The organism is Streptomyces hilarionis, assembly GCF_024539675.1.
Taxonomy (GTDB): Bacteria; Actinomycetota; Actinomycetes; order Streptomycetales; family Streptomycetaceae; genus Streptomyces; species Streptomyces hilarionis.
The window spans coordinates 1-3,957 of the sequence record NZ_JAHHIT010000308.1 but is presented as its reverse complement, the minus strand read 5'-3'; the positions used below and the strand labels follow the sequence as shown (position 1 = coordinate 3,957).

Here is a 3,957-nt window from a genome sequence, read left to right as displayed (position 1 = left end):
GAGGGGCGGGGGAGGTCCGGGCGCGCGGATCCGGGGGGCCGGTCCGGGGGCCGTCGGACGACGCCCCCGGCTCCGGCCTCGGCCGGCCGGGGCCAGTGCCCCGCCGGCCGGGCGGCCCGGCGCTCGAATCAGAGCTGGCCGGAGGCCGAGATCGTGATCTTCGCCGAGGTGCCGCCGCTGCGGGAGCCGAGCGCCTCGATCTTCTTGACGAGGGCCATGCTGTCCTCGTCGGCGACCTCGCCGAACACGACGTGCTTGCCGTCGAGCCAGTCGGTCACCACCGTGGTGACGAAGAACTGCGAGCCGTTGGTGTTCGGGCCCGCGTTGGCCATGGACAGCAGGCCCGGACGGTCGTGCTTGAGCTGGAAGTTCTCGTCGGCGAACTTCTCGCCGTAGATGCTCTTGCCGCCGGTGCCGTCGCCCCGGGTGAAGTCGCCGCCCTGGAGCATGAAGGCCGGGATGACCCGGTGGAAGGAGGAGCCGGCGTAGCCGAAGCCCTTCTCGCCGGTGGCCAGCGCGCGGAAGTTCTCCGCCGTCTTGGGCACGACGTCCTCGAACAGGTTGAAGTTGATGCGGCCCGCGGGCTGATCGTTGATGGTGATGTCGAAGTAAACCTTGATCGTCATACCTCTATCCTGCACGGTCCCCTCCGTGCTGTCGCACCGCGGGGTCCCGTGTCGCGCGCCCGCGGCCGCTGCGGCGTCCCCTCCCGCGACCGTCGGACGCCCCGCGCACCACGCTGAGCTGCAAGGACGTCGCGCGCCGCGTCAGTCGACCGGCCAGGTGTGCGCCGGAGCGTTGAGATGCATGTAGTCGATGTACTGCCGCGTCATCCGCCGCAGCGCCTCATGGCGGCCCGTGTGGGCGTCGGCGGTGATGCGGTGGAACGTCTCCTTCTGCCAGACGGCCCCGTTGCGGCCCGTGACACAGCGCTGCTCGATGATGCCGAGCAGCGGCTCCCGCCACGCCGCGTCCATGCCGGAGAGCTCCAGGCCCCGGTGGGCCAGCGGCAGCAGGCGGCGCAGGACGAGCTCGGGCACCGGCACCTCGCCCATCCCGGGCCAGTACAGCCGCGCGTCGATGCCGTGCCGGGCCGCCGCGTGCAGGTTGTCCTCGGCGGCCCGGAAGGACATGCGCGACCACACCGGCCGCTCCTCCTCCACCAGGGCCCGGGTGATCCCGTAGTAGAAGGCGCCGTTGGCGAGGGTGTCGGCGACCGTCGGGCCGGCCGGCAGACAGCGGTTCTCCACCCTGACGTGCGGCTGGTCGTTCGCGACGGCGTACACCGGGCGGTTCCAGCGGTAGATCGTTCCGTTGTGCAGGGTCAGTTCGGCGAGTTCGGGAACGTCCCCCGCGGCCAGCGTCTCGCGCGGGTCCTGCTCGTCGCACAGCGGAAGCAGCGCCGGGAAGTAGCGCAGGTTCTCCTCGAAGAGGTCGAAGACGCTGGTGATCCACCGCTCCCCGAACCACACCCGCGGGCGCACGCCCTGCACCTTGATCTCCTGCGGCCGGGTGTCGGTGGCCTGCTCGAACAGCGGGATCCGGGTCTCGTGCCACAGCTCCCGGCCGAACAGGAACGGCGAGTTCGCCGCCAGCCCCACCTGCACGCCCGCGACCGCCTGCGCCGCGTTCCAGTAGGGGGCGAACTCGTCGGGGGAGACCTGGAGGTGGAACTGGGTGCTGGTGCAGGCGGCCTCGGGGGTGATCGTGTCCGCGTACGTGCGCAGCCGGTCCACGCCGTCCAGCTCGATGCGCAGGTCCTCGCCCCGCGCGGCGAAGACCTGGTCGTTGAGCAGCCGGTAGCGGGCGTTCTCCGACAGTGCCCCCTCGCCGACGTCCTGCTGCCGCAGGGTGGGAAGGATCCCCACCATGATCAGGTGGGTGCCGACCGAACCGGCGCGTTCCTCGGCGTGATTGAGCGCCGCGCGGATCTCGGCCTCCCAGGCGTCCGGCCCGCCCTGGGTCAGACGGCGCGGCGGGACGTTGATCTCCAGGTTGAAGCGGCCCAGCTCGGTGGACCAGGCCGGATCCGCGATCGCCTCCAGGGCGTCGTTGTTGCGCATCGCCGGTTCGGCCGCGTCGTCGACGAGGTTCAGCTCTATCTCCAGCCCCACCTGCGGCCGCTCGGACTCGAACCGCGACTCGCGCAGCATCTGCGCGAACACCTCGAGGTTCTCCTGCATCTTGATCCGGTACCGGCGACGGTCCTCACGGGTGAAGACCAGCGCCGGGACATCTCGTCCCATCGGCCCTCCCGGCTCGCCCGGTCGCGGACGCCTCGTGCCTCCAGCGTCGCACCACGGACCCTCCCGCACCAGGCGGGACGACGGCCGGGGCCGTGGTCGCGTGCGGCCGCCCCGGGCGGGGCGGCCGGGTGCGTCGGTCGGCCCTCTCAGGCGGGGGCGGACGGCGGGCCCGCCAGGCGCCGCAGTGTCCGCTCGGCGTCCCGGGCCTCCCGTTCGGCAGCGGTCGCCGCGTCGGCCGCCGACCTGCGCCGTGCGTCGGCCGTCCGGCGCTCCTGCTCCGCCCCGTCCAGGTCCCGCTCGGTCCGCCGCAGCCGCTGCTGTGCTCCGCGCAGCGCTTCCTCGGCCTCGGCGTGCTGCCGGCGCGCCTCGTCGTGGCGTTCCCGGGCGCGTCCCAGCTCCTCCTCGGCTTCCGCCAGCGCCGTGCGCAGCACGTCCAGCCGCCGTGCCGCGGCCTCGGCCGCGCGGCGGGCCTCGTCCTCCTGCTCCCGGCGGCGACGGCGCCGTTCGGCCGGCTCGTCCTGCGCACGCGCCCGCGCGCGCGACGACGGTGCCGACGAGGAGGTCCGGGACGACCGGCCTGCCCGGGTCGACGTGGTGGATCGGCTTGATCGACTCGATGAGGTCGACCGGGAGGACCGGGACGAGGTCGGTGGGCGCGGCGCGGCCGTCCCTCGTGCCTGCCCGCCGGTCTTCGCGCCGGCGACGGAGGGGAAGTCCGACGGCGGGGTGAGGGCGCTCTCCAGGCGGCCCGCCGCCCAGCGGTCCGCCGCGTCCTGGTCGGCGAGCACCGCGCGCAGCGTCGCCTCGACGTCCTGCCGGGCCGCGTCCGAGAGGCGCTGCCCGGCCTCGCCGGCCAGCTCGGCGGCCTGCCGGGACAGCGCGGAGACGATGCTCCGGCGCTGCTCGGACAGCTCCCTGACCCCCTCGGCGTCCAGGTTCGCGTAGGCCTCGCGCAGCGCCCGTCCCAGCGCCAGGAACCGCCGGCTCTCCTGTTCCCGCGCGCGCAGCAGCAGGTTCGCCGCCCAGGCCGCGAGGGTGGGACGGCGGGCGGCGTGGAGACGACGGGCGTCCTGCGTCCGTCCGTCCGTCCGCGCCGCGACGGCCAGCTGCTCGCGCAGGGACACGAAGGCGGAGGGCGGCGTGGCGTAGAGCTCGTCGAGAGCCTCCTCCACGTCCCGCGTCTCCTTGTGCCGCATTCCCTTGCGCGCCATGATCGCCAGCTTCCCCCCGCCCGGATCGCCACGCACCTCGGCCGGGGCCCGCGCCCCGTGCCCCGCGGAGGCCGGGCGTCGGTGCGGACGTCCCGCCGGGAGCGGCCCGTCGCGCTCAGGCGGCCCGGTCCGAGGGGGGACGCGTGGAGCGCGTCCCAGGTCGCCGACATGACGACACCGGTGGCGGCCACCCCGTGGTCCTGCGGGAAGACCTCTCCGGATCGGCGCGGCAGGGGCATCGGCCCGCAAGGGCCGCGGCGCGTGGCTGCGCCGCGCCGCCGGATCCGCGCCGCCGCTGTCCGCGTCCGGTGGGTGGCCGGGCCGGCACGTCGGGCCGACGCGCATCGAGACCGCCGGGCCGCCCCGCACCTCGCAAGGAACGGGTTCCTGACGGGGCGCCATGACAGGCGCGCCCCCGCGACCTGGACGGTCGTCCTCCCGGCCGGGACGGGCGGAAGGCGCCGTGCGACGAGCGGAGGGCGGGGCGGGACGTGGGCGGG

General features: G+C 74.8%; 3 protein-coding genes. All 3 read right to left on the bottom strand.

Going from position 1 to position 3,957, the window contains the following annotated elements; all coding sequences use genetic code 11:
• Nucleotides 1–128 precede the first annotated feature (128 nt).
• On the bottom strand, nucleotides 129–626 hold the full coding sequence (locus KMS84_RS38125; protein ID WP_256921140.1) for a peptidylprolyl isomerase: 498 nt from the start codon (nucleotides 624–626) through the stop codon (nucleotides 129–131).
• A 141-nt stretch (nucleotides 627–767) separates the two neighbouring features.
• Complete coding sequence (locus KMS84_RS38120) at nucleotides 768–2,246, bottom strand: glutamate-cysteine ligase family protein (protein ID WP_256921139.1); 1,479 nt, start codon at nucleotides 2,244–2,246, stop codon at nucleotides 768–770.
• 146 nt (nucleotides 2,247–2,392) lie between these two features.
• The gene (locus KMS84_RS38115; RefSeq protein ID WP_256921138.1) at nucleotides 2,393–3,457 is read right to left on the bottom strand and encodes a hypothetical protein; all 1,065 of its coding nucleotides are present in this window, start codon (nucleotides 3,455–3,457) and stop codon (nucleotides 2,393–2,395) included.
• Nucleotides 3,458–3,957 lie beyond the last annotated feature (500 nt).